The organism is Streptomyces sp. NBC_00178 (assembly GCF_036206005.1).
Taxonomy (GTDB): Bacteria; Actinomycetota; Actinomycetes; order Streptomycetales; family Streptomycetaceae; genus Streptomyces.
The window spans coordinates 2,260,665-2,287,586 of the sequence record NZ_CP108143.1 but is presented as its reverse complement, the minus strand read 5'-3'; the positions used below and the strand labels follow the sequence as shown (position 1 = coordinate 2,287,586).

The window sequence follows — 26,922 nt, the reverse complement described above, 5'->3', positions numbered from 1 at the left end:
TACACGATGGGGTAGCCAGTGCTTCTGAAAACCTTCGGCTGGTCGATCGCGTTCACCGCGCTCGGCCTGGTCGCAGCGGTGTTCTACGGGGGGTGGCAGGCATTCGGCGTCGTCGCGATCCTGTCGGTCCTCGAGATCTCGCTGTCCTTCGACAACGCGGTGATCAACGCCGGGATCCTGAAGAAGATGAATGCCTTCTGGCAGAGAATCTTCCTCACCATCGGTGTTCTCATCGCCGTCTTCGGTATGCGGCTGGTCTTCCCCGTCGTGATCGTCGCCATCAGCGCCAAGCTGGGCCCGATCGAGGCCGTCGACCTCTCCTTCAACGACCCCGACAGGTACAAGGAACTGGTCACGGACGCCCATCCGTCGATCGCCGCCTTCGGTGGCATGTTCCTGCTCATGATCTTCCTCGACTTCATCTTCGAGGACCGTGACATCCAGTGGCTGCGCTGGATCGAGCGTCCGCTCGCGAAGCTCGGCAAGGTCGACATGCTGTCGGTCTGCGTCGCGCTCATCGTCCTGCTGGTCAGCGCGCTCACGTTCGCGACCCAGGCCCACCAGCACGGTGGCGGGCACGCCGACAAGACGTCGACCGTGCTGCTCTCCGGTGTCGCCGGTCTGATCACCTATCTCGTGGTCGGCGGCCTGTCCGGATTCTTCGAGAACAAGCTCGAGGAGGAGGAGGAGCGCGAGCACGAGGCGGAGGAAGAGGCCAAGAGGTCCGGGAAGCCGGTCGCCGCGGTGGCACTGGCCGGCAAGGCCGCGTTCTTCATGTTCCTCTACCTCGAGGTCCTCGACGCGTCCTTCTCGTTCGACGGCGTCATCGGCGCCTTCGCCATCACCAACGAGATCGTGCTGATGGCCCTCGGCCTCGGCATCGGCGCCCTGTACGTCCGTTCGCTGACCGTGTACCTGGTGCGCCAGGGCACCCTGGACGACTACGTCTACCTGGAGCACGGCGCGCACTACGCGATCGGCGCCCTGTCGATCATCCTGCTCGTCACCATCCGGTACGAGATCAACGAGATCATCACCGGTCTCGTCGGCGTCGTCCTGATCGCCTGGTCGTTCTGGTCCTCGGTCCGGCGCAACAAGGCGATCGCTGCGGCCGGCGGCGACGGCGGCGGCTCCGATTCCAAGGCGGAAGTCTCCTCCGGGGTGTGACCCGGCAGGGATTGAGGAACGCTCTCTCTGCGGGGCGGCCCACGTCGGCGGTTCCGGGAACACCCGGAACCGGCCCGGTGGCCGCCCCGCAGTGACGTGCGGGGCGCACGGGCCGTACAGGGCGCGGGGTCGGGAAGTACTACGGATGCATGGGGGTTGGGATGGCCTTCTGGGACGGCCTGTTTCCGGGTCGCGCGGCGCAGTTCGAGTCGGGTAGCTCCGCGACGAACTCGATCGTGCTCTCCCGGCGCAACGCGACGGTCTCGCTGACGAAGCAGGGCGCGCTGTCGGGCAACCTGCGCGTCAACCTGTCGTGGCGCATGCGCACCTCGGACATCGGGGGGAGGTCGCGGCAGAGCGGCCGGCTGCTGCGCCCGCTGAAACTCTTCAAGCCCGACGTGGTCCAGGCCCACACCCAGGGCATGGTCAACGTCGACCTCGACCTCGGCTGCATGTACGAACTCGCGGACGGCACCAAGGGCGTGGTGCAGCCGCTGGGCAACCTGATCGGCGACCTGAACGCGGCGCCGTACATCCGGCTCAGCGGGGACGACCGCTTCGGGGCGCCGTCGGGCGAGACCGTCTACGTGAACCTCGACAAGCGCGACGAGATCAAGCGCCTGCTGTTCTTCGTCTACATCTACGACCAGACCCCGGCCTTCGACCGTACGCACGCCAAGGTGACGCTCTACCCGGGCAACGGCCCGCGCATCGAGATCGAGCTGGACGAGCGCGCGCCGCAGGCCCGTTCGTGCGCGGTGTTCACCGTGGACAACACCAAGGGCGAGCTGGTCGTGCGGCGCGAGGTCAAGTTCGTCTACGGCTTCCAGTCGGAACTGGACCGCATGTACGGCTTCGGCATGCAGTGGGGGCGCGGCTACAAGACGCGGGCCTGAGTGCGCACCGTCGAGGGCATCCGCGGCGCCGGTTCAGGACCGGAGGAACTGCGGGCCCTGCGGGGGCAGCACGAAATTCGGGTCGGCCGCGTGTGCGGCGGCCGCCGCCGGCTGCGGGTAGCCGTAGGCCGGCCGGTCCGAGGGCTGCGGGTAGCCGTACGCGGGCCCGCCCGCCGTCGAGGGCTGGGGGTAGCCGTAGGAGCCCGGGCCCGCCGAGGACGGCTGCGGGTAGCCGTAGGCGGGCTGCTGGTGCTGCACCGTGGCCTGGCTGTCGGCCTCGGGCGCGCCGGGCTCCGGCAGGGTCCGGGTGGACGCGTCGCTCCCGGCGGCGGTTCCGGGCTCGGCCGCGGGTCCCGGCTCGGCGGCCGCCTCGGCCTCGTCCACGGAGATGCCGAACGCGGTGGCCAGCCCGACGAGCCCCGTGGGGTAGCCCTGGCCCACGGCACGGAACTTCCAGCCCTCGCCGCGCCGGTAGAGCTCGCCGCAGATGACGGCCGTCTCCTCGCCGGTCTCCGCGCGCACGTCGAAGACCGCGAGCGGCCCGCCGTCCGCCGACGCCGCGTCGTACAGCGATATCCGCAGGTCACGTACGTTCTCGAAAGCGGCTTCGTCGCAGGACGCCGCGATGATCACCTGGTCCACGGACGGGTCGAGGGCGGAGAGGTCCGCCTCGATGGTGTCCGTGAGCCCCTCGGGCGAGCTCCGCTTGGGCAGCCGTCGCACGGCGCCGGAGGGGTGCCGCGGCTGGTTGTAGAAGACGAAGTCCTCGTCGGAACGCACCCGACCGGAGGAACCCAGCAGAAGCGCGGAGGCGTCCACGTCCGGCACGCCCGCGCCGGGCGTCCAGTGCAGCACGGCCCGTACGGCCATGGCGTCGAGAGGGACGTTCGAGCCCTTCAGCATCGCGTGCGTCATGGCGGTCATCCTGCCTGCTGGTGGGGCACCCGGACAACGCGGGGGTACGAACCAGTAGGCCAGGCGGCGCCCGGGCCAGGCACGAAGGCGCGCCGCGCGGGTACGGGATACACCGGGGTTACCCGAAGTTCATATGCGCGGGGAACCGGCGACACCTGTCCGAACGTACTATTACCGGCCATACGATGTCCGGTCTATCTGGCAGTACGGGGGAAACACATGCGTCATTTCGGGCACATCTCGCCCGCTGTCCGAGAGGGCCTGTTCTTCAGAGAGCCGTGCGCCTTCACTGCGGGCTCCTCGGCCCAGGTGCTGTCCGCGGCCCTGGGAGCCACTCTCTACAGCCCGGCCACACGGCCCAGGCTCGCCGACGACATCGTCAAGCAGGTGAGCCTCGGGGTCGTCTCCATGGTCCTCTGCCTGGAGGATTCCATCGACGACGCCGAAGTGGTGGACGCCGAGGCCAACCTCGTCCGGCAGTTCGCCGCACTCGAGGAGCGGGCCGTCGACGTGCCACTGCTCTTCATCAGGGTCCGCGAGCCGCAGCAGATCTCCGACCTCGTGCGCCGGCTCGGCAGCTCCGTCCGATTGTTGTCCGGATTCGTACTTCCGAAGTTCACGGAGGAGCGGGGCGAGCTGTTCCTCGAAGCCCTCACCGAGGCCGAGGCGGAGAGCGGGCACCGGCTTTTCGCCATGCCCGTCCTCGAATCCCCCGAACTGCTGCACCTGGAGACCAGGAGCGAGACCCTGCGGGGGATCGCCCGCACCGTGGACAAGTACCGGGAGCGGATCCTGGCGCTCCGGCTCGGGGTCACCGACTTCTGCTCCGCCTACGGGCTGCGCCGCGCACCCGACATGACGGCGTACGACGTCCAGATCGTCGGCGCGGTCATCGGCGACGTCGTCAACGTCCTCGGCAGGGCGGACGGCACCGGCTTCACCATCACGGGACCCGTCTGGGAGTACTTCCGCCTCCAGGAGCGGATGTTCAAGCCCCAGCTGCGCCGCAGCCCCTTCGTGGGACAGGCCGAGAAGCTGCGCACCGCCCTGATCGAGCACGACCTCGACGGGCTGCTGCGCGAGATCGAACTGGACCGGGCCAACGGACTGCTCGGCAAGACCTGCATCCACCCCTCCCACGTGCTGCCCGTCCACGCGCTGTCCGTCGTCAGCCACGAGGAGTACAGCGACGCCCAGGACATCCTGCGGCCCGAACGGGGCGGCGGCGGGGTGCTGCGCTCGGCGTACACGAACAAGATGAACGAAGTGAAACCGCACCGCGCCTGGGCGGAACGGACCCTGCAGCGGGCCGAGGTCTTCGGCGTGGCGCGGGAGGACGTCGGGTTCGTGGAGCTCCTGGCCGCTGGCCTGACGGACTGATCACGGACATGGCCGAGCACACAGCCGAGCATTCACGGGAAGAAGCCGTGCACATACCGGAAGAAGACGCAGTGGACGTGGAGTGGTCGGGTGACTGGGTCGCGGAGCGGCTCGGGATCGAGATCGTCGGCGACGGGGAACTCCGGGAGCTGCTGGGCCTCGCCCTGCGCCGCAACCCGAAGCGGGCCCATCTGCTCGTGTCGAACGTCCTGGGCAAGCACGTGCCCCAGCGCCCGTCCGTCGTCTACGGCACCGGCTTCGAGCTGGGCGAACGGGTGAGGAACCTGCTCGGCGAGGCCGAGGCCCGCCGGGCGGTCGTCCTCGGCTACGCGGAGACGGCGACCGGACTCGGGCACGCCGTGGCCGACGGGCTCGGGACCGCCCCGTACCTCCACTCGACGCGCCGGCCCGTCACCGGCGTCGCGCAGGCCGGCGGCTTCGAGGAGGCGCACTCCCACGCCACCTCCCACCTGCTGCTGCCCGAGAACCCCGACCTCCTGCGGAACACCGAGGACGGTGCGCCGCTCGTCCTGGTGGACGACGAGTTCTCGACCGGCAACACCGTGCTCAACACCATCCGGGCCCTGCACGCGCGCTTCCCGCGGGACCGCTACGTCATCGTCGCGCTGGTCGACATGCGTTCCGAGGCCGACCAGGGGAGGCTCGCCGAGTTCGCCGCCGAGATCGGCGCCCGCGTCGACCTGGTCGCCCGCGCCCGGGGCACCGTGCGCCTCCCGGACGGCGTACTGGAGAAGGGCCGCAGCCTCGTCGCCGCGCACGAGAGCGAGCCGGCCGCACCCGGGGCCCCCGCGCCCCGGACCGCGCCCGTGCGCGTCGGACTCGACTGGCCCGCCGGCGTACCCGACGGCGGACGCCACGGCTTCACCCCCGCCCACCGCGCGGCCCTGGAAGCGGCACTGCCCGCCATGGCCGGACGCGTCGCCGACGCGCTCGGCGACGCCCGGCGCGTGCTCGTCCTCGGCTTCGAGGAGCTGATGTACGCGCCGCTGCGGCTCGGCACCGCGCTGGAGGACGCCACCACCGCCGACGTGCGCTACTCCACCACCACCCGCTCGCCCGTCCTCGCCGTGGACGACCCGGGCTACGCGATCCGCAGCCGCCTCGTCTTCCCGGCCCACGACGACCCCGCCGACGGCCCCGGCGACCGCTACGCCTACAACGTCGCGGGCGGCGGCTTCGACGCGGTCGTCGCCGTCGTCGACTCCGCCGCCGACACCGAGGCCCTGCACGCCCCCGGAGGACTGCTCGCCACGCTCGCCGCGCACACCGACCGCGTGCTGCTCGCCGTCGTCCCCTCGTACGTCCCGACCTCCCACAGGCAGGAAGCCGCCATGCTGCCCGAACCCCTCCGGGGCCCCGCCTTCTCCTCCTACGCGGCGGAAGATGTCGGCTGGCTGCTCCAGGACCTCTCGGACACGGCCCTGGAAGCACCGACCGAGGAGCGGGAGGAGGCGATCCAGAGCGGCGGCGCGCACTACGCCGAGTCGCTGCCCGTCGAATACCAGCCCACCCCGCAGTACCAGGAACTGTTCAAGGCGGCCCTGGACACCTCGGCGGCCCGCATCGCCCGCGCCGTCGGCACGGTCACCGAGACGATCCTCGCGGAGGCCCCCTCCTCCCGGCCGGGTTCCGGCGACAGGACGCCCGTCCTCGTCTCCCTCGCCCGGGCCGGCACGCCCGTCGGCGTCCTGATGCGCCGCTGGGCCCTCCACCGGCACGGCCTCGACCTGCCGCACTACGCCGTCTCCATCGTCCGGGGCCGCGGCATCGACGCCAACGCGCTGCGCTGGCTCGCCGCCCACCATGACCCGGCCGACGTCGTCTTCGTCGACGGCTGGACGGGGAAGGGCGCCATCACCCGTGAACTCGCCGCTGCCCTGGAGGAGTTCGGCGGCTTCAACCCGGACATCGCCGTACTGGCCGACCCGGGCGGCTGCGTCCGGACCTACGGCACGCGCGAGGACTTCCTCATCCCGTCGGCCTGCCTCAACTCCACGGTGTCCGGGCTGATCTCCCGCACCGTCCTGCGCTCCGACCTGGTGGGCCCGCACGACTTCCACGGCGCGAAGTTCTACCGCGAACTCGCGGACTCCGACGTGTCCGGCCTGTTCATCGACACCGTCGTCGCCCGCTTCGACGAGGTCGCCGACGCGGTGGACGCCGAGGCCAAGGAGATGCTCGGCGCCGACCGTGCCCCGACCTGGGACGGCTGGGCCGCCGTCGAGAGGATCAGCGAGGAGTACGGCATCCACGACGTGAACCTGGTCAAGCCCGGTGTGGGCGAGACGACCCGGGTGCTGCTGCGCCGCGTCCCCTGGAAGATCCTCGCGAAGCGGGGAGCCGGCGCCGACCTCGACCACGTACGCCTGCTCGCCGAACAGCGCGGCGTCCCCGTCGAGGAGGTCGACGAACTCCCTTACACCTGCGTCGGGTTGATCCATCCCAAGTACACCCGCGGCGCGACCGGCGCCGACGGCACGGCGGTGACGGCGAAGTGACCGACACCCCGGACGCGCCCGCCGCCCCGCACGGACCCGCAGGGCCGGACGCCCCCGTGACGCTGGTCGCCAGTGACCTCGACCGCACGCTCATCTACTCGGCGGCGGCGCTCCAGCTCGACATGCCGGACGAGCGGGCGCCGCGCCTGCTCTGCGTGGAGGTCTACGGCCGGGCGCCCCTCTCCTACATGACGGAGACGGCCGCCGCCCTGATGGGCGAACTGGCCCGCACCACCGTGTTCGTACCGACCACCACCCGGACCCGCGAGCAGTACGGCCGCATCCACCTGCCCGGACCCGCCCCCCGGTACGCGATCTGCGCCAACGGCGGCCACATCCTGGTCGACGGCGTCTCCGACCCGCGATGGCAGGAGCGGGTCACCCGCCGGCTCGCCGAGGAATGCGCCTCGCTCGCCGAGGTCCGGGCCCACCTCCAGGCCGCGAGCCACCCCTCCTGGCTGCTCAAGGAGCGGGTCGCCGAGGACCTCTTCGCCTACCTCGTCGTCGACCGCGGCGCGCTGCCCGAGGGCTGGGTCAAGGAACTCGCGGACTGGGCCGACCCCAAGGGCTGGACCGTCTCCCTCCAAGGCCGCAAGATCTACGCCGTACCGAAGCCGCTCACCAAGAGCGCCGCGATGCGCGAGGTGGCTCGCCGCTGCGGCGCCGCGAAGACCCTCGCCGCCGGTGACTCGCTCCTGGACGCCGACCTGCTGCTCGCGGCCGACCGCGCCTGGCGCCCGGGCCACGGCGAGCTCGCCGACAGCGGCTGGGGGGCGCCCAACACCGAAGTGCTCAGGGAGCGGGGCGTTGGGGCGGGGGAGGAGATCCTGCGCCGCTTCCTGCGCGCCTCCGATCCGGTGCGTGCGGGGCGCTGAGCGCGACTCGCCCACTCGTTGCAGACGACAGGGGTGCGGCAGGGCCACGGGACGAAGACCGGATTCTGCGACCTGAACGTGGGCGTGGACCTGGTGAACGTACTCGGATGGCGGGCCCGATGAGCGAGCCGGGACGACGTGACTCGATCTTCAGGGCCGGCTGGGACAAGCTGGACGGGCCGTCGCGACCGGAGGATGCGCACATGACCAAGGGCAACGAAACCAAGATCACGGACGAGCTGTACGCCTACATGCTGGCCCACAACCCCCCGCTGGACGCGGTGCAGCGCGACCTCGTCGAGACCACCTACGCCGACCTGCCCGGCCAGGCCCGCATGCAGTCCGCGCAGGAGCAGGGGCCGCTGCTCGCCTTCCTCGTCCGGCTGACGGGAGCCCGCCACATCGTGGAGGTCGGGACGTTCACCGGCTTCTCGGCCCTGTCCATGGCCCAGGCCCTGCCGCCCGTCGGGAAGCTGATCGCCTGCGACATCTCGGAGGAGTGGACGGCGTACGGAGTGGAGGCGTGGCGCACGGCGGGTGTCGCCGACCGCATCGACCTGCGGATCGCGCCCGCACTCGACACGCTGCGGGCCATGCCCGCCGAACCGCACATCGACATGGCCTACCTCGACGCGGACAAGGAGAACTACATCCCGTACTGGGAGGAACTGGTCCCCAGGCTGCGCGCGGGCGGCCTCGTCGTCACCGACAACGTGCTCTACGGCGGCCGCGTCGCGGACCCGCTGGCCACGGGGGCCGCAGCGGCGATCAGGCAGTTCAACGACCACGTGGCGGCCGACACCCGTATGGAGAGCGTCCTGCTCACCGTGGCGGACGGGCTGACGCTGTCACGCCGGACGTGAGCGTCCGGCGCGCCCGACGGGGGGTGCCGGACGGGGCTGCGGGCGCGGTGCCGGCCCGGGGCGTGGCTGCCGGACCGGGGTGCGGGCGTGCGAACCGGCCCGGGCCGGGGCGTGGCTGCCGGACCGGGGTACGGGCGCCCGCCGGCCGTCCACGTCCACGCCGGTGGGTCAGCCGCAGCAGCCGCCGCCGCAGCACCCGCCGCCTCCGCCCGACGGGGCGGGAGCGGCGGAGCCGGAGGAGCCGCCCACGGCGACGGCGGAGAGCAGCTTCACGGTGTCCGCGTGCCCGGCGGGGCAGGACGCCGGAGCGGAGGACTCGGCCATCGGACGGCTGACTTCGAACGTCTCGCCGCAGGGGCGGCAGCGGTACTCGTAACGAGGCATGGCCCCAGATTAGAGCCTCGGACCGTTCGTCACCTCGGGCATCGGCGTGCGGCGGCGTCGCTGCTCCTGCGTGGCCTGCTCGGGGTGCCGGGCCCGCCAGTACGGGTTGTCGTGGGGCAGCCCGCCACTCACTCTCCCGTACATGCCGAACGTCATCAGCAGCAGCCCGACGATGAAGCTGAAGATCACGTTCTGCATCTCGAAGGCCAGGAAGTTCGCGTCCGTGTCCAGCAGCGCCAGATTCACGAATCCGCTGAGGACGAAGGCGATGCCGATGACCATGTTGAGGGTCGACGCGAGGTTCCCGCCGATGACCATCCCGATGAAGAGCAGCATCCCGATGCAGATCGACAGGACGCTCAGCGTGCCGTTCGTGTTGAGCCCGGCGACCGTGTCCCCGCCCGTGTCGAAGAAGCCGATGCGGTCGATGAGCCCCAGGATGCCGAAGACGACGAGTACGAGGCCCATGAGCCCGGCACCCACCCGGTAGAACCGGCTGAGCCGATGGTCGACGGGCAGGTGTTCGTCGAGCCGGATGGCCTTGTGGCGTCGACCGGCGGAATGCAGGACGTGTGTGGCCATGACGGCCTCCTTCAGGCCGCGTGCGGCCACCGGAACGCGTCAGCGGAAGCCGCTGCGTACCTCAAGGGTCGGCCCATCCACGGCCGAGGACAAATCGGACGGTTGCTCTTCGGAGGCGCTGTGGACGGTTTCGCCGGTGCGAGCGACGCGGGCCGGAGGGGACGGAAGCGGCCGCAGCGAACGGCTGGGATCTGTGGTCAGGACACGGCCGGCACGGCGCGGCCTCGGTCGGCACGCGCGTCCGGTACACGACCGGCGGCCGTCCGGTACACGGCCGACGGCGCGGTCAGGACACGGCCGGCGGCGTGGTCAGGAACCGCCGCCCAGCTCCCCGCGGATCGCGGAGACGACCCGGGTCGCGGTCTGCCGTACGGCCTCGGTCTCGGTCAGGAAGTGCCAGTAGTCGGGATGACGCCCCTCCAGCCCCGCGATCGCCTGCTCCAGCCGGGCCACGGCATCGTCCAGCGGACGGGCATGGCGCGGATCGGGCGTGTTGCGCCCGGCCATGGCAAGGCGCTGGGCGTCCCTGAGGGCGAACCGGGTGCGGTCGATCTCCGCCTGCGGATTCTTCGCCACCGCGTCGAGCCGCTGCAACCGGTCACCCGCGGCGGACACGGCCTCGTCCGTCGTGTTCAGCAGCGCCCGGACCGTGCTGAGCCGGGACGTCGCATCCGCCCAGCGCTGCTCGGCACGCGCCTCGGCGGCCTCGGCCAGCTTCGCCTCCGCCTGCCGGACGTTGGCCGCCGCCTGCTCGGGAACCGGCTGCAGGTCCTGCCAGCAGGCCGCGGAGAAACGCCTCCGGAGCTCACTGAGTACCGGCTCGACCTGGCCGGAGCGGGTCGTCAGCGCCTGGGCGCGGGTGCGCAGGGACACGAGCCTGCGATCGATCTCGGCGGCGTGTTCCGGGAGGCGGTCCGCCTCCGCGCGCACCGCTTCGGCATCGCGCAGAACCTGGTCCGCGCGCTGAAGGGTTTCGGCGACGCCGTGCTTTCCCGCGCCCTGGTTGAGCTTGGTCAGCTCCGGGGCGAGGGCGGCCAGGCGGGCGGCCAGATCGTCCGCGCGCAGCCCGGACGCGCGCACGGCGTCCAGGGCATTGCTCGCGGCGAGCAACGCCTGCCGGGCCCGCTCCACCGCGGGCGCGAGACGCGCGAGCTGGGTCTCCGCGCTGTTGAGCAGCGTCCCGAGCCCTTCGGCGAACCGGTCGAGCTCGCCCTTCACCCGCACCAGCTCGTCCTTGGCACGGGTCAGCTGAGATTTCGCGCCGGCCGCGGCCGAGGGCTCCAGATCGTCCCGGTCCAGGTCGTGGGCGTCGACGGCGGTGATGTAGGTGTGGCTGACCTGGTCGATGCGGCGCCCGAGGGCCGCGAAATCGTCCGCCACCTTGCGGGCGCGGGGTGAACTGTCGACGGCGGTGATCGTCTCGATCGAGATCTGGAGATCACGCTGGGCGGTGTCGAGCTCGTAGAAGGCGGAGGCAGCCGCGTCCTTCGCGGCCTGGGCGTCGGCCCGCTGATTCTCCCCGCGGCCCCCGAACCAGCGCCGGGTCCCCCCACCGGCGAACGCGCCCGGCAGGGCCGCGACGATCAGCGGAACCGGCAGCAGCGCCAGCATCAGGACGTCCCTCACGGCGGGACCAACACTCGCTTTCGCCTGCGGCCGCGTGTGTGTCGCCGTCACATCCCTCTCCCGTGCCGATTCGCCCCGCCCGGTTCATTCTCGCACCAGTAAGGACGAACACACGGGCCGGTTAGTTCGCGCTTCGGACGGTGACTTCACCGTTGTCGCTGCGCGCCTTCACCACATGCCGGCTGCTGTCGCTGCGGGGCACCCTCACGGAGACGTCACCGTTGTCGGCCCGGGCGGACACCGCGTACGTGTCCGTCCCCGCAGGGAGGTCGATGTCGATGCTGCCGTTGTCGCTGACGGTGTCCACGAGATCCGGTACGGAGGCGAAACCGAGCTGGATCGACCCGTTGTCCGCGTGTGCGACCACGGAGCCCCCCGAGACGCGCTCGGCCACGACGGACCCGTTGTCGCTCTCCAGCTCCAGCGGTCCGGAGGCGTCCCGCACGGTGATCCCGCCGTTGTCGGCGGAGATCTTCAGCCGCGTCGTGAACCCGGCCGCGGTCACCTTGCCGTTGTCACCCTCCACGGAGAGGGCCACTCCACGCGGCACCTTGACCTCGTGCCGGGCCTCGCAGTTGCTGATCATCGCGCTGCACTTCACGTCGAGCGTCAGCTTGTCCCCGTCGAGCTTCCACACGGGATCGGGGCCGCTGCCCAGGAAGACCCACCCGTCGACGCGACGGGTCACCTCGATCCGGTCCACGTCGGCGGGCACGAGCTCCAGGGTCGAGTTGGAGGCGTCGATGGTGAGGTTCTTCCCGCCGAAGGCGAAAGACTTGTGCTCGGCGGGGGCGTCCTCCGCGTCCGTACTGCCGCAGCCGCTGAGTGCCGTGACGAGGATTGCGGCCCCGCCGACGGCCATGAGTGCCTTGGTGCGTCGTGTACGGATGGTCATGATCGAGTCCCCCTGAGAGCGCGGCCGATGTGGCTCCACCGTATGAAAGCACCGCCCCCGGAACGATCCGGACGCCTACCGTCTCCGGGGTGGGGCTAGCCCCCGTACCCCGGCGACGGCCGTCCGCACGCCCGTACGGAGGACGGGCCGGGCCCGCCCGCAGGGCGAGGAACGGGATTGCCGCCGAGGGGCCTGGGCCATGTAACCTGTTGGCTCATCCACGGGTGCGTAGCTCAGGGGTAGAGCGCTGCTCTTACAAAGCAGATGTCGGCGGTTCGAAACCGTCCGCGCCCACCAGTACGAAGGCCCCCAACCGATCATGGTTGGGGGCCGTTGACATCTACTTCTGACATCAACGGGCGCGGTCACCCACGGTCGGGACGCTGCCGCTTCAGCATGCGGTCGAGGTGACTCACGGCCTCGCGCTGCGTGTCCTGGACGACGTGGGCATAGATGTTCATCGTGACCGCGATCTGACTGTGTCCGAGGATCTCCGTCACGACGCTAGGCGGGACGCCGGCGGCGGTCAGCAGGGTCGCGCAGCCGTGCCGGGCATCGTGCAGCCGGACCACGCTGAGTCCAGCGGTGCCAGCGACCCGGGTGAACGAGCGGTACAGGCTGCGTGGCTCGATCGGTCGGCCGGTGCCTCCAGTCGGCAGCAGGGCTAGGTCGCTACCTTGAGAGCGGGTGGCGAAGCACCGTCTCCGCATGAGTCTGTTGATGTTGCTGGGTCGCGCGCGGGGCGGTGAACCATCCATCTCTTGAGGCCAGGTCATGCTGATGGGTATCGATCTGTTCAGTTGCGGCCGGCCACGCACTACGGTTGCGCCAAAGGCGTTGTGATCAGTGCGCGCTGTGCACAGGAGTGTGGATGCAGCCTCTGTATGCGGTCGATTTTGACGTGTCGTCGACGCGTGGAGCTTCCTTTGACGTGCTTGGGCAACTGCGTGAGCATCTTGCATCGTGGCTGAACAGCCCTCCTAGCGGCGGGCCTACGGCAGCGGACCTGGTCGTCACAGGAGAGGCGCTGCTGGCTGCCAAGCCGCCCGGCCGTGAGCAGAGGCAGGTGCACTGGTGGGTTGAAACAGGCGACGTTGCTCAGGCGCTGCGGGTACGTCTGTCGCATCCGATCGACAGTGGCGCACGGTTCGTCACGCAGGTGACGCTGGCCAAGGTCTCCGATCAGGTGTCGTTGCGGGTCATGATGGGACAGGAGATCCCGAGTGGTTGGCTAGCTCCGATCCAAGACCCGTCGTTGTACCGGCCGAATGTGTTGGGCAGGGTATGCGGGGACGAAGCGCTTAGTCTGCGCACTCTGAACCAGGTGGTGACCGGTCGGTTCGAACCGATCCGCCAGAGTGAGGAGGTTTCGGTGCTAGCTGAGTCGCTGGCGGCCGCCACCCGGCTGCCCGCTCTGGTTATTCAGCCACGGGACGAGTCAGCGTGGCAGCTCGCCAGGCGGGCGTCTTCTCAGCTTGCCGGCCTGGCTCAGGTCGTCACTCTCAACTACGCAACCAGCCGCGCTCTTTCGCGGGAACTTCCTGAACTGCAGGTCCCCGATGGCGGGGCTCTTCTGGTCTGGCCCGAGCTCCGGCTGTCCCATCCGCGCTATTCCCGGCCCGAGATCGCCGTCGAAGGAATGGTCGAGCACTGGATGCGGACTCTGGCGGACCTGTCCGTGCTTGCGCGCGGCTCCGACCGGGGGTGGGACGCGGCGCGTCAGTCGGCGCGCGCGACTGCTGCCCGAAGGGCGGCTGCCCAAGTGGAGGAGGCGCGTCGCCTTGGTGACGCGGCGGCGGAGCGGGCGGCACTGGAGCAGCGCGTACGTGAGCTGGAAGAAAGCGTCAGCGACTGGGAAGGGCTGGCCATATCGGAGGCGGCCCGGGCGGATGAGCACGTGGCCAAGGCTGCTGACGCGGCTAAGTTCGAAGAGGATGCCACGCGGTGGCGCAAGCTCTATGAGCAGGAACGCGTCTCCATTGGTGTCCCTTCAGCACCGGTGGATCCGTGGGCGACTATCCCTGGCTTGCAGAAGGGCGTCTCTGCTCCCACATACCGAGCGCTGGAGGCCGCGTCGGAGGGCCGGATCGTGTTTTCGCCCAACGGTGAGCGGAGCTGGAAGTCAGATCAGTACCGCTTCCATGAAGAAATGACTGATCAGTTGATCTTGCTTGCCAAGGCGGCAGCGGACCTCTATGAGCAGCCGCAGCCGTCTATGCCGCGCCTTGACGAGTGGTTCTCCACCCAGCATGGGCTGAGAGTGGCAACGAGCGATCTGACCATTAAGAAGGATCCGAAGATGCGGTGGGCCTCCTACGAGGGTAGGCAGTATGACACCCTGCCGCATGTGAAGGTGCGGGACGGGGTTTCACACAGTGATTGCGGACGCATTCACTTCGCCCTAGACCCCGAAAATCGTCGCTTCATCGTTGACCACGTAGGCGTAAAGAAGTACTGACTGGCTAGCAGGGCTACTCATACGGCGCATCTCCACGGTTGACATCAACGCCGGTGGACGAGGGCAGCGTTACGCGGTTACTAGCGGCATGGCAGTACCTGATAGCAGACCTCATACAGCTGAGCCGAGCGAACTTACAAAGCATTTGTCGGCGGTTCGAAACCGTCCGCGCCCTGGCACACGCCGATCCCTCTCCGGTGCACTGCGAAGCCTGCGCGGCGCCCATGGCCTGCTGCTCACCGTCGGCAGCAGCGAGTGGGACGGCCATGACGGCAGCTGGATGCCCGTCGAGGAACGGGACACGGCGGAGGACCTGCGCGACGCCTGTCCGACCTAAGCCCACGGTCGGCCCCGACCGCCTCCTGAACGTCTTCGCCTGTCCCACCGATGCCGGGCATCCGCACAGGTCCAGCGTCCAGTAGCGCCGCAGATGCCCCGACGGTGCCCGCCCGACGCCGGGCTCTCAGCTCCGCCCGTCCTCGATCAGCTCGCGGATCTCCGTCGGCAGCCCCTCGTGCGCGGCGAGCCTCGCCAGTGCCGCGCGGCTCTCCGGGGCCGACCTGGTGCAGGTGAGTGCCCCCACCGCCGTCGCGGCCGCCGTCCCGCGTTCGGCGTACCGCTCCGCGAGGTCCATCAGCCACGGTGTGAGGGCGGCTTCGTCGTCGACCATGAGGCCGCACCAGTACAGCGTCTGCTCGGCGATCCAGGCCGTGATGCGGCGGGTCCAGACCTCTTCGAAGTCCGCCGTGGTGAGCCCCCGGCGGGCGCACTCGGCCTCGGCGTCGGCCATGCGCTCGGCCGTCACGTGTCGCGCGTACGGCATGCGCTCCCGCAGCACCGTGCGGATCTCGGTCCACTCCGGATAGCCGTCCTCGGAGGAGTCGTGCACCGCCACCTCCGCCGGCGGCTCGGGTTCGGCGAGCGGTCGGGGCGGCAGGCAGGCTTCCAGTACCGCCCGCGCGTAGGCGAGGGTCTCCTCGTCCTCCTTCTCCGACGTCCAGATGAAGGCGTTGTCCCAGGGGTACGGGTAGGCCTGCAGCACTGGCGGCAGCAGCGGCGTCCCGTCGGCTTCGGCGGTCACTTGACTCCCAGGTATTCCATCGCGCTCTTGGGGTCGTTCATCTTGCCGGAGCCCAGGGCCGCCTGCTTGTCCGCGTCGCTCTTGGCGTTCCACGCGTCGTCCATCGCCTTGATCTGCTGCGGTGTGAAGTCCTGCCCCGCGATGCGTACGCCGAGGCCGTTCTCCGCGAAGGTCTGCGCCGGTGTGCCTCCCGGGGTGACGTTGTTCCTCCTGTCCGTCTGGTAGCCGTCGAAGATCTTGTGCCAGTCCTTCTGCTGCTCGATCTCGTAGCGCGCGACCCGGGGCGGTGTGCTGCCCTCCTGCTTGGCCCATTCGGCCAGCCGCTTCGCCTGGGCGGGGACGGTGTACTTGGTCGCCGCGTTGGCGGTGTTCTTCACCTCCACGGCGTGGACGTTGCCGTCCTTCCCCTTGTAGAGGACGTCCACGTCGTCCACGCCGCTGACGTCGGCCGTCGTACCGTCGCCCATGTCGACGGACTGCCGGCCCTTCTTGGCGCCGACCGCGCCGTACACCTTGGTGCCGTCGGCCGCCTCGGAGACCGCTCGCTGGGCGGCCCGTACCTCGGCCATCGACTCTGCGAGCTTGTGGCGGTCGCCCGCCTTGAGCACCTCGGACGCCAGGGACCCCCGCGTCTGGGTGTCGATCGCCTTGTTGTTGAGCATGCCGTCGAGATCCTTCAACGCGGCGGCCAGCTCCTGCTTGCTGAACTCGCCCTTGCTGTAGTCGGGATCGTCCTTGGCCTTGGCGACCAGGTTGTCGATGCCCTTCTCGTTGAGCGTGAGGCGGTCCGACTTGGGCGTCTTCTGCTTGTCGCGCGCGTCCAGGATCGTCTGCTTGAGCCGTGCGGCCACGTCGCCGAGTTCGGCGGCGTCGGCCGCCCTGTCGGCGTCGTCCGCCTCCTTCTGCGCCTCGCGGGCGTCGTCCGCCTCGGCGCCCGTGCAGGGCTCCGTCCCGTTCTCGGCGACGAAGCCCACACGGACCGTCCCGGGCGCCGCCGCGAGGACGAGGGTGCCGCCGCCCGGGCCGCCCAGCGGCCGGGGGATCCCGCCGCCGTACGGTACGAGACGGGCGCCGCCGAAGGCGGCGAGCTTGCACTCGCCCGCCTCCTCGACCTTCTTCTTCGCGTCGTCGGCGATGTCCTGGGCCTCGTCGGCCGCGTCCCGCGCGCCCTTGACGTCACCCGCGTCCGCGGCCTTGCGGGCGCGCTTCGTCACGTCCTTCGCCTTGTCGACGGCCTCGGTGATCGCTCCCGCGATCTTGCCCAGGCGGCCGAGCTTGCCGAGCTTGGCCGCGGCCTTCGCCTCGCCGTAGCCGGGGATGAACAGCGAGCCGACGTTCCAGACGACGTTGCTGACGGCCTGCGTCTCCTCGCCCCTGTTCCAGGTCTCCCGTACGTCGTCGCCGATGAACATGTCGTCCAGCGGCTTCACCACGACGTCGACACCGCTCCCGCCCCAGTCGGTCAGCGCGTCCCAGTAATCGCCCTTGTCCCACTTGTCGCCGGCGTTCTTGGTGCCCTCGGTCCAGGTGTCGCCGAGCACTTTGCCGTAGTCCGCGAAGCCCGTGATGCTGTCGATCGGGTGGATGATCGTGTCCCAGGTGTCCGTGAGGTCACCCCAGATGCCGTCGACGAAGATGCCCTCGCCGACCTGCCCCAGCTGGTCGACGGTGCAGCCCCAGAAGCCGGAGCACTCCTCCTTCTTGTCGTCGCCGTCGCCCCCGTCGCCGTCGTCCTTCCTGCTGCTGTCGCCGATGGGCTCGTACGGGTCGGTCGGGTCCCCGGCCTCGTCGTCCTCGGAGCCGGGCGGTCCGCCGCCGGGGCCGTCCTGGGTGCCCCCGCCCGTCTCCCCGCCACCGGTGGAGCCCTCCGTGGAACCGCCGGTCGTTCCCCCGGTGCTGCCGCCCGCGCCGCCGGTCGTACCGCCGGAACCGCCGCCCGTGGTGCCGCCCGTGGCGCCTCCGTCGGCGCCCTGGGTGGAACCGCCGGCCGTGCCCTCCTCGGTGTTCCCGTCCGCCTGGGTCGTGCTGCCGCCCGCCGGGCAGGACTGCCCGACCAGGGAGCAGATCGCCTCCTGCAGCCTGCCGGAGATCTGCGCGCCGACGCCGCTCAGCACCAGGGCAGCGATGATGGCCGCGACCACGACGACCAGGCCGGTGTACTCCACCGCCGACTGCCCCCGGTCGCGGCGCCAGGTGAGCATGTGGGGGAGGGAGAAGGGCGGTTGCTCCTGACGCTCGGACGGCGCCGAGCCGAACCACTCCCGCGTGTCCTTCGTGCACAGGAAGACCAGGATCACGACGGGCAGCATGAGCTGGGTGAGCCCCTGCAGCGAGCCGTCCCGCACGTTGGCGAGTGCCCCGAGGACGAGCCACACCTGTACGGCGACGAGCCCTCGGCGGACCCCCTTGCCGCCCGTCCACGCCCGGCGCGCGAGCACCCACCCGGCGACGCCGGGCGCCGCCGCGTACAGCAGGGTGCCGAGCACCAGGCCGCCCAGTGCGTCGACCTGCGCCGCGGCGAGCAGCAGCCCGATGCCGCCGACGATCGTGGCCCCGAACAGGACGTACACGAGCCAGCGTGCGACCACGAGTTGCTGCGGCATGGCGCGGCGAACCGCTCCGCCCGTACCGGTGGCACCAACATAGAAGGACATACCCGTCCCACCCCCCGCGCCGAGACTAGGTCACCCGGGCGGTCGCCAGATGGGCCCGTGGGCCCAAAGCCGGGCCCAAGCGCGCCCGTTGGGGAGCCGGGTGCACCGGTTCCACACGCGGCGCGGGGCCCGGGGCACCGGCCGGCGGCCGGGCCCCGGGCCCCGCGTGTGGAGGTGTGGGCCGGAGGAGGAGCAGGGGGCGGGGGCGTCCGTCAGGATCCGGCCCCGGTCCGTCCGCCGCCGCGATTCCGGTCGCGCAGGTGCCCGTGCAGGGCGGCGGCGGCGAGCGACACGGCGGTGGTGACGAGGACGCTCCCGATGAGGATCATGGCCACTCCGACCGCGAAGAGGCCGCTGGAGTCGTCCGACCAGTCGTAGGCGGCGGACGCCGTCAGTCCTGCGCCGATCCCGGCCACAGCCGTCACGACCTGGCCTCGGGAGGCCGTCCAGTACACCGCCACCAGCAAGGTCAGCACCAGCCCGATCACCTGCCACGCCTCGTACGGGCCCGTCGTCGAGCCGTCCGGGTGGACATCGCGGTGCTGGTCCCAGCCCAGCCAGGCGGCCCAGGAGGCCGCGGCGACGCCGGCGAGGGCGAGGGCGGGCAGCAGCCGGAAAGTCGTCGTTCTCGGGGTTCGTGTGGACATGGCAACAGCGTCGCGGCCCGCCGCCCCGGGGAACAGGGTGCACGTACTCAGATCCACCCGAGTACGGCGGTCCGGGCGCCGTTCGGCGCGCGGCCCGTGGGGGCGTTCGTGGGCGTCGTCAGTCGGCAACTCCCAGGTCCTCGCGCATGATCCGGCGCATCGCCGTGAGCGCGGGCTCCGCGGCCTTCAGGTCGATGAGCGCCTGCTCCGCGCTCTCGCCGTCCCGGGCGAGGCCGCGGTCGATGCGCTTGGCGGCGGCGTCGACGGCGGCCAGGACGACGTTCACCTCACGGGACGCCGCGAGCACGACTTCGGGGACGATCATCTGCGACTCGGCGTAGCGGTCCCGGTAGTCGCGCCTGGCCTCCTCGACCCGCGTGCGTTCGTCCTCGGTGTAGACGCCGTCGCGCAGGCGGTGCAGGGCGTCCTTCAGCATGGTGTGGAAGGTGCGGGACGCCCGGTTCATCGCGGTGTACGCGGTGCGCCGGTCCTCGAAGTTCCGCCTCACCTCGTCGACCTGACTGTCCGCCAGTTGCTGACGTCGTGTCACCCAGGTGGTCACCAGCGGGGCGGAGAGCGTGCCCAGCACCCCGACGACGGCCGTGACCATGGTGGCTATGGCAGTACCCATGCGTGCGACCCTAAGGGCGGTCCAAGGGCCCGGGTGGCGGATTCCCGGCCGCACGCGTCCCGTCAGGGTCCCGGGCGGGGGCCGTCAGCCGCGTGACGGCGTCCAGCACGGCGGACCAGGGGAGCTCGCGCACCGCGGGTCCCTCGCGCGGCTCGTGGAGCGTCCAGACGCCGGCGCCCTGGACGACCTCGACCTCCGCCCTCCGCAGCGCCGCGAGGTGTCCGTCCCAGGCCGGGTGCCGCGCGTGTGCGGCGTTCACCCGGGGGAAGAGCACGACGGGTACGCCGACGGTGCCCAGCGCCTCGCCCACCTGCGTCAGGGCCTGGTTGTCGGCGATGCCCGTCGCGAGCTTGGCGACGAAGTCGGCGCTGGCGGGGGCGACGGCGTAGCAGTCGGCGACCGGGTGGGGCCGGGGCTCGGCCGGCAGGCGTGGTGTGTCGCGCACCGGCAGGCCCGTCAGCCGCTCCAGGCGGTCCACCTCACCGTTCGCCCGCAGCCACCGTCCGGCGTTCGGGGTCAGGGTCACGGCCACGGTCCAGCCGAGCGCCATGGCCGGCTCGACCAGGCCGGTCCGCAGCCTCTCGACCCCGTCCGCCGCCGCACCCACGACGGCCAGTACCCCACGGCTGCCCGCGTCCATGCTCTTCCCCCGCTCGCCCGGCCGTACCCACACTGCCAGCAGTACAGCAGAGCCCGCGGCCGTACGGCAGACGGGTTCCCCCTGCGGGGGTGCGCCTTGCGCGGGGATCCCGCGCCCCCGACACGGTCCGGGATGCGCGCGGGCGGGGCACGGGGGACCGTGGAGGCATGTCCGGACACCGCCCCGTGATCGTCTATCCGCCCTCGTCGACGGGAGGCCGGCGCGTCACGGTGCACGGCCGGATCGTCGGGCTGGCGCACGGGCGCGGGGAGGTCGCCTCCCTGCTGCGGCAGGCCGGGTTCGCCCCGGGCGCCGGTGACATCGACCTCGACCAGCCGGAGTTGATCGAGTGGCGGGGCGGTGACCTCGACACCTGGGGGTGAGTCCGACGCCCCGTCGACGGCCGGACCGCGTCACCCGAACGGGGGCCTCCGGCTCGTCGCGGGGGCGCCCTTGGCACAGGGTCGGTCCTGCCCGCCGACCTGCCGGGCCGTTCGTCTGCCGAGTGGAGGATCCATGGCTCAGTCAGCTCCCACCCCCGGAAACCCCCGGCCCACCGGCACCGGCACCGGCACCGGCACCGGGCAGGGCGGAGGCGGCTGGGCGGCCGGCGGCACGATGTTCGCCGGGGTGCTGCTGCTCGTCGACGGGCTGCTGTCCGTCTTCAAGGGGATCGCGGGCATCGCCACGGACGACGTCTACGCGGTCGTCAACAACTACACGTTCGCCTTCAACGTGACGTCGTGGGGGTGGATCCACCTGGTCCTCGGCGTGATCCTCGTGATCGTCGGCCTGGGCATCCTGAAGGGCTCCGTCTGGGCCCGTGGCGCGGGTGTCGGTCTCGCCGCCCTGAACATCATCGCCAACTTCATCTGGCTGCCCTACCAGCCGGTCTGGGCGATCGTCTCGATCGCGATCGACGCGTTCGTGATCTGGGCCCTGTGCACGGACCACACGCACCACACGCACCACACCGACCGTGCGGACGGCACGGACCGGCCGAAGGGGGCCTACTGACGTGACCCGTGAGACGTACGCGATGACGGAGGGCAGGACGGCCCTGGCCGCGGACGCGTATGTCTACGGGGCGCCGCTGGTCCACCGGCTGTGGAGGATCCGGGCCTGCCTCCAGGGGGGCCGCGGGGCGGCCGGGCCCACGCCCTTCAACGCCTTCGCCCACGCGGACGGGCCGGCCGTACCCGGTGCCCACGCGCCCTACGCGCCCGCCGACCTCGTCGACGCGCTCGCACAGCTCGATCTGTCCGGGGGGCCGGTACGGCTCCACGTGCCGGACACCCCGGGCGCCTACTTCGTCCTGCGGTTCGTGGACGCCTGGAGCAACGTCTTCGCCTACCTGGGCACCCGGGCCACGGGTACGGAGGAGGGGGACTGGCTGGTCGTTCCGCCCGGATGGGCCGGCACCGTGCCCGAGGGGCTGTCCGGGGTGATCGACGCACCCACCTCCGTCGTGTCCCTCGTCGGCGGGCTCGCCTGCGACGGCCCGCACGACATGGCGCGGATCCGGTCGCTCCAGCAGGAGCTCACCCTCACGCACCTGGGGGACCGCGCCCACCGGACCGGGCTCCCGTCGGCCGAGACCGGGGTGCCCGAGGAACTGCGCTTCTTCGAGGAGCTCAGGGTGTGGATGGCGGACTTCCCGCCCGCCGCGGCCGATCGCGCCCACCAGGACCGCTTCCAGCCGCTCGGCCTCCTGGAGGAGGGCGTCTCCCCGTACGTCTCGGCCCCGCCCGGGCTCGTGCGCGCGCTGACACGGGGACTCGCGCTCGGCCGGTCGCGGGTGGAGGAGGCACTGCGGTCGGCGGAGGCGGGCGGCCCGCAGGGCTCCTGGCACACGGAGCCGCACCTGCGCGACTACAACCTGGACCACTTCGGCGTCGGCACGCTCGGCCCGCCCGAGTGGCAGGTGCCCGACCGGCAGGCCTCGTACCTGCTCCGGGCGGTGGCGGCGCGATGGCCCGGACAGCCGTCCCACGGTTACGAGGCCGTCGACGCCCACACACCGCACGACTCCCGGGGACGGCCGTTCGACGGGGCGCACGGCTACACCCTCCGCTTCGCGGAGCCGCCGCCCGTCCGGGCCTTCTGGTCGGTGACCGTGTACGGTCCCGGCGGCGGCCTGGCCCCGAATCCCGAGGAGCGCTACGTCGTCGGGAGCCGGACCCCCGGCCTGGTGTACGCCGAGGACGGCTCGCTGACCCTGTACCTGTCCGCGCGGCGGCCGGCGGAGGCGGACCGGGCGGCGAACTGGCTTCCCGTGCCGGCCGGGGCCTTCCGTCCGGTGACGCGCCTGTACCTTCCCGAGCGCGGCGTCCTCGACGGGAGTTACGTGATCCCGCCGGTCGAGCGGCTGCGGGAAGGCCCCGAGGGGTAGCGCCCGGCCCGTCGGCGGCCCGTCGCGTGTGCGCCGAGGGGCGCGTTGTCAGTGGCACGCCGCACACTGGAGTCATGTGCCGCAGTATCAAGACGCTCCGACCGCCCGCCCTCCCCGAAGAGGCCACCGAGGAGGAGATGAGAGCCGCCGCCCTGCAGTACGTGCGCAAGGTGTCGGGCTTCCGCGCTCCCGCAGCGCACAACCAGGAGGTCTTCGACCGTGCCGTCGAGGAGATCGCCGAGGCCACCCGGCGGCTGCTGGACGGCCTGGAGGTGAGGGGCGCCGCGCGGGTCTGACCGTGGGCGCCCGCCGTCTCAGGTCCCGGCCGCGGCTCCCGCCGAGGTGAGGGCCGCCGCGTCCCGGGGGCGACGGATGACGACGGCCGCGAGGGCGCCCGCGACGAACAGGGCGAGGACGGAGACGGCCGTGCCGAGCCAGCCCGCGCCCAGCCACTGGCCCCCGAAGTAGCCGAGGCCCACGCTGTAGACCGCCCAGGCGACACCCGCCACGGCCGACCACGGCAGGAACTCCTTCACCCTGCGGTGCGCCGCGCCCGCGCCCAGCGAGACGACCGAGCGCCCGGCCGGCGCGAAGCGTGCGATGACGACGAGGGCGCCACCGCCGCGGCTCAGGGCCGTGCCGAGGCGCTCCTGCGCGGAGGTGAGGCGGCGGGAGCGGGCGATGGCACGTTCGAGGCGGTCCCCGCCGCGCCAGGCCAGCCGGTAGGCGACGAGGTCGCCGAGGACCGAGGCGGCGGCCGCGCAGAGGGTCAGGACGAGGAGCGACGGCACGTGCCGGGTGGCTTCCCCGGCGGCCGCGGTGACCGTCGTCGTGCTCGCCGCGGCCGCCGTGGCCGCGCTGATCACGAGCACACCGCTCGGCAGGACGGGCAGGAAGACGTCCAGGAGCACCGAGAGGGCGACCACCACGTAGATCCATGGGCTGCCTGTCAGCGCGCCCACACTCTCCAGCACTTCTACTCCCCGTTCCCGGTTCTTCGCGTCAACACCGCGGCGTCGCAGGGGAGCGGCAGGAGCGGCAGGCTCAGCTGTACAGCGTACGCCTGTGCTTCGCCAGGCAATCGCCGATGTGCGGATGATGTTGTGCAGGTCACGTGGCTCCCGGCGGGTGGCGGTGTGCGGCGCTCGGGCCGTCCGCGCCGTGTGTGCTCCGGCCCCTCGCGGGGGAGGGGCCGGAGCACACACGGCGCGGGAGCTCAGACGGAGACGGGCCGGGTCTTCTCGGCCCGGGATCCGGCGAGCCGGACGGCGTCGGCCGCCCGGGAGGAGAACAGCCGGTCCAGGGCGAGGGCGCCGGGGCCGGTGAAGACGATCAGCAGGAACGCCCAGCAGAAGACCGCCGAGGCCTCGCCGCCGTTCTGCAGGGGGAACAGCGACTCGGGCTGGTGGACCTTGAAGTAGGCGTACGCCATCGACCCGGAGGCGACGAGCGCGGCGCCACGGGTGCCGAGGCCGAGGGCGACCAGGGTGCCGCCGACGAGCTGTATGACGGCGGCGTACCAGCCCGGCCAGGCGCCGGCCGGGACGGTGCCGCCGCCCATGGCACCGCCGAGTATCCCGAACAGGGCCGCTGCCCCGTGGCAGGCGAAGAGGAATCCGACGACTGCGCGGAAGAGACCGAGTGCGTAGGGCTGGGCCTGGTTCAGGCGTACGGACATGGTGACGAGCTCCTTCGGTTGGGGACGTGAACCGAGTGGGGCCCATCAGGTTAGGAATGCCTCATTAGTGCTTACAAGTTCAACATTCGGTCGTTTGGCTGAAAGTAGCCGTCACTCTTCCGGGGTGAGAGAGCGCTCCAAGGTGGTCTCCAGCTGGGCTCCGGCGGGACCGGAGGTGGCCTGCACCAATGTCAGAGTCGCTTTCCGGCCACGCAGACTAAGGGTCATCAGCTGATTGCCGAACCAGGGGCCGCCCGTCCTGCGCCACGGCATCGGCGGGCCTCCCGTGCGCCCGTGGGCCGCGAGCACCCGCCCGAGCCACCGGCCCGCCCGGCTCCAGCCGAAGCGGAATCCGAGGCGGATCGACGCCGGGACGGAGTTGTGGACGGGGGAGCAGGTCAGCTGGAGGACGCGTGCGGAGGGACTGCCGCCCGGGGTGGAGGCGGGCCACCTGGGCTCCGCGATGTACGCGTGGTGCACATCGCCCGAGAGCACGCAGACCGTCGCGGGAGCGGCGGGACCCGTCCCCGCCTCCCGCAGCAGCTCCGACAGCCGGCGGAAGGACTCCGGGAAGGCCGCCCAGTGCTCCAGGTCGCAGGCGCGGCGGACCTTCTCCCCAAGACGCGCCCAGCGGCCGCCCCGCTCGCCCCGGCACAGCGCCGCGTTCCAGGTCTCCGCGTCGTGGATCAGGTGCGGCAGCAGCCACGGCAGCGAGGTGCCGATCAGGAGGTGGTCGTAGGAGTCCGGGCGGTCGAGCATCTCCGCGCGCAGCCAGCGGGCCTCCTCGTCGCGCAGCATCGCCCGGTCCTGCTCGTCGAGGACCCGGGCCGCCCGCGTGTCCACCATGACCAGTCGCACGCGGCCGAAGACGCGCCGGTAGCTCCACCGGGTCCGGGCGGGCTCGGCGTCGGAGGCCGCCGCGTGCTCGCGCAGGGTCTCGGTGCCGTCGGGAACCGCGCGCACGGCCGCGTAGACCGGGTCGGCCTCCAGGGCCTCGGGGGAGAGGTTGCCGATGTGCTGGTAGACCCAGTACGACATGAGGCCGCTGACGATCCGCTCGTGCCACCACGGTGTGGCGCGCATGTCGCGGACCCAGGCGGCGCTGGTGTTCCAGTCGTCCACGACGTCGTGGTCGTCGAAGATCATGCAGCTGGGGACGGTGGACAGCAGCCACCGCACGTCCGGGTCGCGCCAGGACTCGTCGTAGAGGTGGGTGTACTCCTCGTAGTCCGCGACCTCCGCGCCCGGTGCCTCGGCCAGATCGCGGCGGGCGGCGATGCGCCGCTGGATGGCCTTCGACGTCTCGTCGGCGTACACCTGGTCGCCGAGCAGCAGGAGGACGTCGGGGCGGGTCGCCCCGGGGTCGGCCGCGAGGCGGACGGCCAGCGTGTCCAGCGCGTCGGGGCCGACCGGGTCGTGGCCGTCGGCGGGAGGGGCGGCCCAGCGGCAGGAGCCGAAGGCGACCCGCACCGGACCCGCGTCCTCGGGCCGGGGCACGGCGGGAGTGCTGATGGTGCTCGGCGGGAAGCGGGAGTCCTCGGGCGGCCACGCCCGGCGCCCGTCGAGCAGCACCTCGTAGGCCGTCGTCGAGCCGGGGGTCAGACCGTCCACGACGACCAGGGCGTAGTGGTGCCCCTGTACGGCGAACGTGGGCGAGGTGCCCGCCGCCCCGTCCGCGCAGCGGACCTCCGCCGTGCAGGGCCTGGTCGTCTCCACCCAGACCGTCGCCCGTGAGCCCGTCTCCCAGTCGACGTACCGCAGCAGTGGTCCCAGGCGCAGCCCGCTCATGTGTGCCCTCCTCGCGTCGCCGTGACCGATGGCTCCGAAGGGTACGGAACGACGGAGGAGGGCGGGACCCTTCCGCCCCGGGCGGGGCGGGTCAGCAGCCGTTCAGCACGGACTGCAGGGCGCTCTTCTCGGTGGAGTCGACGCTCAGGCCGTAGTAGTGCTTCACGTGCACCCAGGCGCGGGCGTAGGTGCAGCGGTACGCCGTGCGCGACGGGAGCCACTCACCGGGGTCCTGGTCGCTCTTGGACTGGTTGACGTTGTCGGTGACGGCGATGAGCTGAGGGCGGGTCAGGTCGTTGGCGAAGGACTGGCGCTGGGCGGTGGTCCAGCCGCTGGCCCCGGACCGCCAGGCCTCGGCGAGCGGGACCATGTGGTCGATGTCCAGGTCGGAGGCGGCGGTCCAGGTGGCCCCGTCGTACTCCGAGTACCAACTGCCGCTCGTCGCGGCGCAGGTGGAGCTCTGGACGACGCCGGTGCCGTCGCGCTTGAGGACGACTTCGCGGGTGTCGCAGGCGCCGGACTGGGTGATCCAGTGCGGGAACTTGTCGCGGCTGTAGCCGGAGGAGGAGCCCTCGGCGGAGACCGTGAGCTGGCCCAGGTAGGTGCGGGCGGTCGAGGCGCTGACCGGGGTGGGCATCGCGGCCTGGGCGGCCGGGGCGGTGAGGAGCCCGGACGAGGCGGCGAGCGCGGCCGAGGCGACGACGACGGCTATGCGGCGACCGTGGCTGCGACGCGCGTAGATACCGGACATGCGAACTCCCTTGATGTGGGGGAACCTTGGCGGGCGGCGACCTGTGGAGCCAGGCCATCGTGGCGGCGCCGGGTTTCGGTGGGGTGGTCGCCAGGTAACA

The 26,922-nt window shown here is 71.5% G+C and carries 25 protein-coding genes, 1 tRNA gene and 1 pseudogene; 12 read left to right on the top strand and 15 right to left on the bottom strand.

Annotated features, from left to right (window positions below):
- Positions 1-18: 18 nt before the first annotated feature.
- Both OHT61_RS09905 and OHT61_RS09900 read left to right on the top strand, forming a co-directional pair.
- Positions 19-1,167 (top strand): DUF475 domain-containing protein, encoded by a 1,149-nt coding sequence (locus OHT61_RS09905; RefSeq protein WP_329036960.1) that lies wholly within the window; start codon positions 19-21, stop codon positions 1,165-1,167.
- 161 nt (positions 1,168-1,328) lie between these two features.
- Positions 1,329-2,063, top strand: a complete 735-nt coding sequence (locus OHT61_RS09900) for a TerD family protein (RefSeq protein ID WP_329043177.1) — start codon at positions 1,329-1,331, stop codon at positions 2,061-2,063.
- Positions 2,064-2,096: 33 nt separating this feature from the next.
- On the opposite strand, the gene OHT61_RS09895 is transcribed toward OHT61_RS09900, so the two are convergent.
- Positions 2,097-2,987, bottom strand: coding sequence for a TerD family protein (locus tag OHT61_RS09895; protein WP_329036959.1), 891 nt, complete (start codon positions 2,985-2,987; stop codon positions 2,097-2,099).
- A gap of 210 nt (positions 2,988-3,197) precedes the next feature.
- Here OHT61_RS09895 and OHT61_RS09890 point away from each other — a divergent pair, with 210 nt between their 5' ends.
- The 4 genes from OHT61_RS09890 to OHT61_RS09875 all read left to right on the top strand — a co-directional run bounded on the left by OHT61_RS09890 (position 3,198) and on the right by OHT61_RS09875 (position 8,615).
- On the top strand, positions 3,198-4,358 hold the full coding sequence (locus tag OHT61_RS09890) for an HpcH/HpaI aldolase/citrate lyase family protein (RefSeq protein WP_329036957.1): 1,161 nt from the start codon (positions 3,198-3,200) through the stop codon (positions 4,356-4,358).
- Positions 4,359-4,429: 71 nt separating this feature from the next.
- Complete coding sequence (locus OHT61_RS09885; protein ID WP_329036955.1) at positions 4,430-6,877, top strand: phosphoribosyltransferase; 2,448 nt, start codon at positions 4,430-4,432, stop codon at positions 6,875-6,877.
- Positions 6,874-7,752: an HAD family hydrolase gene (locus OHT61_RS09880; protein ID WP_329036952.1), complete on the top strand. Its 879-nt coding sequence runs from the start codon at positions 6,874-6,876 to the stop codon at positions 7,750-7,752. Before OHT61_RS09885 ends, OHT61_RS09880 begins: the two co-directional genes overlap by 4 nt.
- A gap of 203 nt (positions 7,753-7,955) precedes the next feature.
- Positions 7,956-8,615 carry an O-methyltransferase gene (locus OHT61_RS09875; RefSeq protein WP_329036950.1) on the top strand — a complete coding sequence of 220 codons (660 nt, stop codon included), beginning with the start codon at positions 7,956-7,958 and terminating at the stop codon, positions 8,613-8,615.
- Positions 8,616-8,783: 168 nt separating this feature from the next.
- On the opposite strand, the gene OHT61_RS09870 is transcribed toward OHT61_RS09875, so the two are convergent.
- From OHT61_RS09870 to OHT61_RS09855, 4 genes are all read right to left on the bottom strand, one after another.
- The gene (locus tag OHT61_RS09870; protein WP_329036947.1) at positions 8,784-8,999 is read right to left on the bottom strand and encodes an FmdB family zinc ribbon protein; all 216 of its coding nucleotides are present in this window, start codon (positions 8,997-8,999) and stop codon (positions 8,784-8,786) included.
- Positions 9,000-9,008: 9 nt separating this feature from the next.
- Positions 9,009-9,581 (bottom strand): DUF4383 domain-containing protein, encoded by a 573-nt coding sequence (locus tag OHT61_RS09865; RefSeq protein WP_329036944.1) that lies wholly within the window; start codon positions 9,579-9,581, stop codon positions 9,009-9,011.
- Between the two features lie 309 nt (positions 9,582-9,890).
- A complete protein-coding gene (locus OHT61_RS09860; protein WP_443049390.1) occupies positions 9,891-11,258 on the bottom strand; it encodes a hypothetical protein in 1,368 nt (455 codons plus the stop codon).
- A 70-nt stretch (positions 11,259-11,328) separates the two neighbouring features.
- The gene (locus OHT61_RS09855; protein WP_329036941.1) at positions 11,329-12,102 is read right to left on the bottom strand and encodes a DUF4097 family beta strand repeat-containing protein; all 774 of its coding nucleotides are present in this window, start codon (positions 12,100-12,102) and stop codon (positions 11,329-11,331) included.
- A 222-nt stretch (positions 12,103-12,324) separates the two neighbouring features.
- On the opposite strand from OHT61_RS09855, the gene OHT61_RS09850 reads away from it, so the two are divergent.
- A tRNA-Val gene (locus tag OHT61_RS09850) sits at positions 12,325-12,399 on the top strand.
- 68 nt (positions 12,400-12,467) lie between these two features.
- Here OHT61_RS09850 and OHT61_RS09845 read toward each other — a convergent pair.
- Positions 12,468-12,833: pseudogene (locus OHT61_RS09845) on the bottom strand (tyrosine-type recombinase/integrase); the annotation flags it as partial.
- 140 nt (positions 12,834-12,973) lie between these two features.
- On the opposite strand from OHT61_RS09845, the gene OHT61_RS09840 reads away from it, so the two are divergent.
- Complete coding sequence (locus OHT61_RS09840) at positions 12,974-14,560, top strand: PspA/IM30 family protein (RefSeq protein ID WP_329036939.1); 1,587 nt, start codon at positions 12,974-12,976, stop codon at positions 14,558-14,560.
- A 463-nt stretch (positions 14,561-15,023) separates the two neighbouring features.
- On the opposite strand, the gene OHT61_RS09835 is transcribed toward OHT61_RS09840, so the two are convergent.
- The 5 genes from OHT61_RS09835 to OHT61_RS09815 all read right to left on the bottom strand — a co-directional run bounded on the left by OHT61_RS09835 (position 15,024) and on the right by OHT61_RS09815 (position 20,213).
- Positions 15,024-15,641, bottom strand: a complete 618-nt coding sequence (locus OHT61_RS09835; RefSeq protein ID WP_329036937.1) for a hypothetical protein — start codon at positions 15,639-15,641, stop codon at positions 15,024-15,026.
- Entirely contained in the window at positions 15,638-18,295 is a 2,658-nt protein-coding gene (locus tag OHT61_RS09830) for a hypothetical protein (RefSeq protein ID WP_329036935.1), read from the bottom strand. The genes OHT61_RS09835 and OHT61_RS09830 overlap by 4 nt, the downstream gene beginning before the upstream one ends.
- Positions 18,296-18,507: 212 nt before the next feature.
- On the bottom strand, positions 18,508-18,942 hold the full coding sequence (locus OHT61_RS09825) for a hypothetical protein (protein ID WP_329036932.1): 435 nt from the start codon (positions 18,940-18,942) through the stop codon (positions 18,508-18,510).
- A gap of 118 nt (positions 18,943-19,060) precedes the next feature.
- Positions 19,061-19,573 carry a hypothetical protein gene (locus OHT61_RS09820; RefSeq protein WP_329036929.1) on the bottom strand — a complete coding sequence of 171 codons (513 nt, stop codon included), beginning with the start codon at positions 19,571-19,573 and terminating at the stop codon, positions 19,061-19,063.
- A gap of 10 nt (positions 19,574-19,583) precedes the next feature.
- Positions 19,584-20,213, bottom strand: coding sequence for a flavoprotein (locus OHT61_RS09815; protein ID WP_329036927.1), 630 nt, complete (start codon positions 20,211-20,213; stop codon positions 19,584-19,586).
- A gap of 167 nt (positions 20,214-20,380) precedes the next feature.
- On the opposite strand from OHT61_RS09815, the gene OHT61_RS09810 reads away from it, so the two are divergent.
- The 4 genes from OHT61_RS09810 (at position 20,381) to OHT61_RS09795 (ending at position 22,901) form a co-directional block, all read left to right on the top strand.
- The gene (locus OHT61_RS09810; RefSeq protein WP_329036922.1) at positions 20,381-20,596 is read left to right on the top strand and encodes a hypothetical protein; all 216 of its coding nucleotides are present in this window, start codon (positions 20,381-20,383) and stop codon (positions 20,594-20,596) included.
- Between the two features lie 133 nt (positions 20,597-20,729).
- Entirely contained in the window at positions 20,730-21,230 is a 501-nt protein-coding gene (locus OHT61_RS09805) for a DUF7144 family membrane protein (protein WP_329036920.1), read from the top strand.
- A gap of 22 nt (positions 21,231-21,252) precedes the next feature.
- Positions 21,253-22,605, top strand: a complete 1,353-nt coding sequence (locus OHT61_RS09800) for a DUF1254 domain-containing protein (protein WP_329043173.1) — start codon at positions 21,253-21,255, stop codon at positions 22,603-22,605.
- A 74-nt stretch (positions 22,606-22,679) separates the two neighbouring features.
- Positions 22,680-22,901, top strand: coding sequence for a DUF2277 domain-containing protein (locus tag OHT61_RS09795; protein WP_329036919.1), 222 nt, complete (start codon positions 22,680-22,682; stop codon positions 22,899-22,901).
- Between the two features lie 18 nt (positions 22,902-22,919).
- Here OHT61_RS09795 and OHT61_RS09790 read toward each other — a convergent pair whose 3' ends face one another.
- The 4 genes from OHT61_RS09790 to OHT61_RS09775 all read right to left on the bottom strand — a co-directional run bounded on the left by OHT61_RS09790 (position 22,920) and on the right by OHT61_RS09775 (position 26,822).
- Positions 22,920-23,579 (bottom strand): DedA family protein, encoded by a 660-nt coding sequence (locus tag OHT61_RS09790; protein ID WP_329036918.1) that lies wholly within the window; start codon positions 23,577-23,579, stop codon positions 22,920-22,922.
- Positions 23,580-23,821: 242 nt separating this feature from the next.
- Entirely contained in the window at positions 23,822-24,283 is a 462-nt protein-coding gene (locus OHT61_RS09785) for a DoxX family protein (protein WP_329036917.1), read from the bottom strand.
- 111 nt (positions 24,284-24,394) lie between these two features.
- On the bottom strand, positions 24,395-26,071 hold the full coding sequence (locus OHT61_RS09780; protein ID WP_329036915.1) for an alkaline phosphatase D family protein: 1,677 nt from the start codon (positions 26,069-26,071) through the stop codon (positions 24,395-24,397).
- Between the two features lie 91 nt (positions 26,072-26,162).
- Positions 26,163-26,822 (bottom strand): HNH endonuclease family protein, encoded by a 660-nt coding sequence (locus tag OHT61_RS09775; RefSeq protein ID WP_329036914.1) that lies wholly within the window; start codon positions 26,820-26,822, stop codon positions 26,163-26,165.
- Positions 26,823-26,922: the final 100 nt, after the last annotated feature.